Origin of the sequence: Nocardiopsis sp. TNDT3 (assembly GCF_003427465.1) — a bacterium.
Taxonomy (GTDB): domain Bacteria; phylum Actinomycetota; class Actinomycetes; order Streptosporangiales; family Streptosporangiaceae; genus Nocardiopsis; species Nocardiopsis dassonvillei.
On sequence record NZ_QPFC01000808.1, the window covers coordinates 1 to 4,220 of the forward strand.

4 protein-coding genes are annotated in these 4,220 nt (G+C 70.5%); all 4 read left to right on the plus strand.

Translation table 11 applies throughout. The annotated features are described in order from the left end of the window. Positions 1–49: 49 nt before the first annotated feature. The 4 genes from DQW06_RS19750 (at position 50) to DQW06_RS19765 (ending at position 4,110) form a co-directional block, all read left to right on the plus strand. Entirely contained in the window at positions 50–562 is a 513-nt protein-coding gene (locus tag DQW06_RS19750) for a MauE/DoxX family redox-associated membrane protein (RefSeq protein ID WP_013154187.1), read from the plus strand. 45 nt (positions 563–607) lie between these two features. Next, positions 608–1,588, plus strand: coding sequence for a thioredoxin domain-containing protein (locus DQW06_RS19755; protein ID WP_013154186.1), 981 nt, complete (start codon positions 608–610; stop codon positions 1,586–1,588). 55 nt (positions 1,589–1,643) lie between these two features. Beyond that, positions 1,644–2,756 (plus strand): prolipoprotein diacylglyceryl transferase, encoded by a 1,113-nt coding sequence (lgt, locus tag DQW06_RS19760; RefSeq protein WP_071622469.1) that lies wholly within the window; start codon positions 1,644–1,646, stop codon positions 2,754–2,756. 94 nt (positions 2,757–2,850) lie between these two features. Beyond that, positions 2,851–4,110: a hypothetical protein gene (locus DQW06_RS19765; RefSeq protein ID WP_117199081.1), complete on the plus strand. Its 1,260-nt coding sequence runs from the start codon at positions 2,851–2,853 to the stop codon at positions 4,108–4,110. The last annotated feature ends 110 nt before the right edge of the window (positions 4,111–4,220 follow it).

A 4,220-nucleotide genomic window follows, 5' to 3' on the forward strand; every position in this document is an offset into this window, starting at 1 on the left:
GCCCCGCACATCCGATGACCCGCCCGCTCTCTCCCCGGAGGCCGCAGTGATGGACACGACCGACCAGACGCCCGCCACCGAACCCGCGCCCGGATCGCGCTGGGAGGCCGTCCAGCCCTGGCTCAGCCTCGCCTGCCGCGTCGGGCTGGCCGCCGTCCTGGTCTTCGCCGCCGTCTCCAAGTTCCCCCCGGCCCTGTCCGTCCAGGCGGTCGAGGCCTACGACCTCTTCCCCGCCGAGGTCGCGCGGTTCATCGGCTACACCCTCCCCCTGTTCGAACTCGCCCTGGCCGCCCTGCTCCTGGTCGGGCTCGCCACCCGCTACGTCGGCGCCGTCAGCGCGCTGCTCATGGTCGTCTTCATCGCCGGGATCCTCTCCGCCATGGCCCGGGGCCTGAGCATCGACTGCGGCTGCTTCGGCGGCGGCGGACAGGTCGACCCGGAGGAGACCACCTACGGGCTCTCCATCGCCCGCGACATCGCCTTCGCGGCGATGGGCGCCTTCGTCGCGGTCTGGCCGCGTTCGCCCTTCGCCGTCGACCGCGCACTCGGCCTCTTCCGGTGACCCCGGACGGCCGACCGTATCCAGCAGTGAGGAACAGGGGAAGACATGGGCAGTGAAGCGCGCAGGCGCTCCCGAGAGAAACTCAAGGAACAGAGGGAGAAGGACCAGCGCAGGGCCAAGCGCAACAGAACCCTCATCGTGGTGGGCGTCGCCGCCGCGGCGGTGCTGCTCATCGTCGGCATCGGCTACGTCGCCCTCAACGCCGACCGCCGCAGCGGCGAGTACGAGGGGGCCCTGGCGCCCACCACCCTCCAACAGGACGGCAGCGTCGTCATGGCCCAGGAGGGCGCCTCGGCCCCCGTCGTCGAGGTCTACGCCGACTACCAGTGCCCCGCCTGCCGCCAGTTCGAACTCCTCAACGGCGGCGTCCTCAAGGAGAACGCCGCCCAGGGCGAGGCCATCGTCCACTACCGGCCGGTCAGCATCTTCGCCCAGCAGCCCGTGCCCCTGAGCAGCAACTCGCTGCGGGCCGGGGCCGCCGCCCGCGCCGCCGCCGACCACGACCGGTTCGTGCGCTACAACGACATCCTCTTCGAGCACCAGCCCACCGAGCGCACCGAGGGCTTCACCGTCGACCAGCTCAAGGAGTGGTTCGCCGAGACCGGCCCCAGCCCGGAGCAGCAGGAGCAGTTCGACCAGCGGGTGGACGACGAGGCCGCCGTGGTCTCCCGGTTCACCGAGGAGTTCCTGCCCGCACTGTCCGAGGACGCCATGGCGCAGATCGGCGAGGAGACCCTCGCCACCATGGTGCTGTCCGACCTGCTCGCCTGGGGTGCCGAGCACGGCCACGACCCCTCGTTCCTGGAGGGGACCTACACGGGCCAGATCATCGAAGCCACCGGGAACGCCTACACTCGCTACAGCGGAGACAACGCCTTCCGCGGAACGCCCTCCGTCTACATCAACGGTGAGTTGCTCGACAACGACACCGCCATGACCGCCCGGGGCCTCAACGAGGCGATCGCCTCAGCGGAACCCGGCGAGGTCGACACCCAACCCACAGGCGACGGGGGTGGCGCGGAGTAGCCATCCCCGAAGACACCCCCGCACGCGGGGCGAACCCGAGAGCAGACCAGTGACATTGTCGTCGACAGCCACGGAGGGCGCGGTCGAGTTCGGCCGGGCCCTCGCGGCCTTCCCCAGCCCGCAGGTCAACTCCATCCCCATCGGGCCGCTGCAGATCCACTTCTACGCCCTGTGCATCCTCGCCGGAGTCATCGTCGCGGTGCTGTGGAGCGAACGGCGCTGGGCCGCCATGGGCGGCGAGAAGGGCACCATCATGGACATGGCCGTGTGGGCCGTGATCCTGGGCCTGGTCGGCGGGCGCCTCTACCACGTCATCAGCGACGCGCAGCTGTACTTCGCCGAGGGCCGTGAGCCCATCCGCGCCCTGTACATCTGGGAGGGCGGACTCGGCATCTGGGGAGCCATCCCCATGGGCGCCCTGGGCGTGTGGCTGGTGGCCCGCAAGCGCGGCCTGTCCATGTCCAAGCTCTCCTTCGCCATCGCCCCCACCCTCCCCCTGGCCCAGGCCCTGGGCCGCTGGGGCAACTACTTCAACCAGGAGCTGTTCGGCAGGCCCACCGACCTGCCCTGGGCCGTGGAGATCACCCCCTACCCCAACGGCGCCCTGCGCCCGGGCATGGAACTGGGCGTGAGCACCTACCACCCCACCTTCCTCTACGAGTCCCTGTGGTGCCTGGGCCTGGCCGTCCTGCTGGCCTGGGCGGGCCGCCGCTACGAGCGCTCCCTCCAGGGCGGACGCCTGTTCGCCCTCTACGTCATGGGCTACTGCGCGGGCCGGTTCTGGATCGAGTACCTGCGCGTGGACCCGGCCAACGACTTCCTGGGCCTGCGCCTGAACAACTGGACCTCCCTCCTGGTCCTCCTCGCCGCCCTGGCCTACTTCGTGTGGGCGGGACGTCGCATCGACTCCTTCTCCAGCGCCGTCGTCCCCCACGGCCACGACGCCGGAACCCAGGTGTTCGGGCCCACAACCGATGGTGAGACGCGCGACGACAGCACCGTCTACAGTGCCCTGGACAGCGAGGAATCGCGTGTCGGTTCGCAAAGCTCCAGCTCACAGGAGGCGGGGACGGAATACCACCCGAGCCCTGAACGATCTAGTAGCGAGGGCTCGACCGACAGGGACGCCGGGGACACGGGAACCGAACCCGGGACGAAGCCCGAGTAGACACAGGGAAGCCACGTGGACCGGCCGTGTCCGGACACGCATCTGGGCCCCTGTACCTTTCGAGCAGACCACGGGTTGACGATTGAGAAAGACCGTGAGCAGAGCTGAGTCCGGGTACGGCCGCAGAGGCCGCCGCGCCCAAAGCGCCCGCACCGAGGACCGCACCGACGACCAGATCCTGGACCGGGACGAGGAGGGGTACGACCCCGAGGAGGACTTCTCCGCGGAGTACGGCCACACCCGTCCCGCCGACGACGGCTACGACGACGAACCCTATGACGACGGACCCTATGACGACGGGTCCTACGACGAGGACGCCTACGAAGAGGACGACGGCACCGGCGACGCCGACGCGGACGACGCCGAGGAGACAGGCGGACGCGCCTCGCGCCGCAGGAAGGGCCGCGGGGCCCGCGCCTCCTCCCGCCGCAGGAGCCCGGGCAACCGGGCCGCCGGAGGCAGGCGGGCCGGAGCCACGGGAGTCAACAAGGTCTCGGCCTTCTCCGCCGCCGCTATCAAGAGGGTCTCGGTCCTGGGCGACCGGCCCAACCAGATCGTGTACACCCTCGCCGAGCAGAGCAAGCGCAAGCGCGGCACCGCCGTGCTCGGCCTCCTGCTCGGAGCGTTCAGCATCGCGCTGATCGCCCTCCTCGGCCTGCTGTCCTACCAGCTCTTCGCCGGCAACGGCGGCGCCGTCGCGGGCGGGGACGACACGGTCGTGGCCCCGCCGGACGGGCACAGCACCCTCACCCCGGAGCTGTACCTGTCCGAGCCCAACCGCGAGGACGTCTTCGGCGCCATCAACGAGCGCCCCGAGGGCATCGAACCGATGACCGAGGAGAGCGTCTTCGACCCGGTCCGCGAGGTCGGCCTGGACGACGTGAACCTGGAGCTGCGCCAGGGCTCGGTCACCGACTCCTGCACCTCCCTGGTGTGGGGCGAGGAGCTCGGCCAGAGCCTGATCGACGCCAACTGCGTCCAGGCCGCCTCCGGCGTGTACACCGACGGCGACGAGCGGCACGTGGCCCAGTTCACCCTGTTCGATCTGGCCAACGCCGAGGCCGCGGCCGAGGTCGAGCGCGAGCTGGACCCGACCAACGCCGAGAGCGGCGCCGGGTTCCTGCTCACGCAGACCGGCGACGAGATCCCCGGCCTCCAGGACGGTTACAGCCAGGCCACGACCCAGGTCATGGGCCACTACCTGGCCGTGTTCTGGGTGGCCGACACCGACGGTTCCCCGCCCGGGGACAACGCCGACATGGCGACGCTGAGCGTCGCCTCCATGAACGCGGCGCGCTACGTCTACGAGGAGGTCGTGGCCGTGAACCAGGCGGCGGAGCAGGCCGAGGAGTAGTCTGTCCCGGCCTGTCGGAGGCCCCGATAGGATCTGCGACAGACCGACCCGAGGTCACACGAGGCGCGGCGAGGATTCCCGGCCTCACACACCCCCGAACACACCGGTCC

Excerpts from the sequence above, each read along its gene's own strand:
- DQW06_RS19750 (WP_013154187.1), top strand. The coding sequence starts at position 50 with ATGGACACGACCGACCAGACGCCCGCCACCGAACCCGCGCCCGGATCG.
- DQW06_RS19755 (WP_013154186.1), top strand. The coding sequence starts at position 608 with ATGGGCAGTGAAGCGCGCAGGCGCTCCCGAGAGAAACTCAAGGAACAG.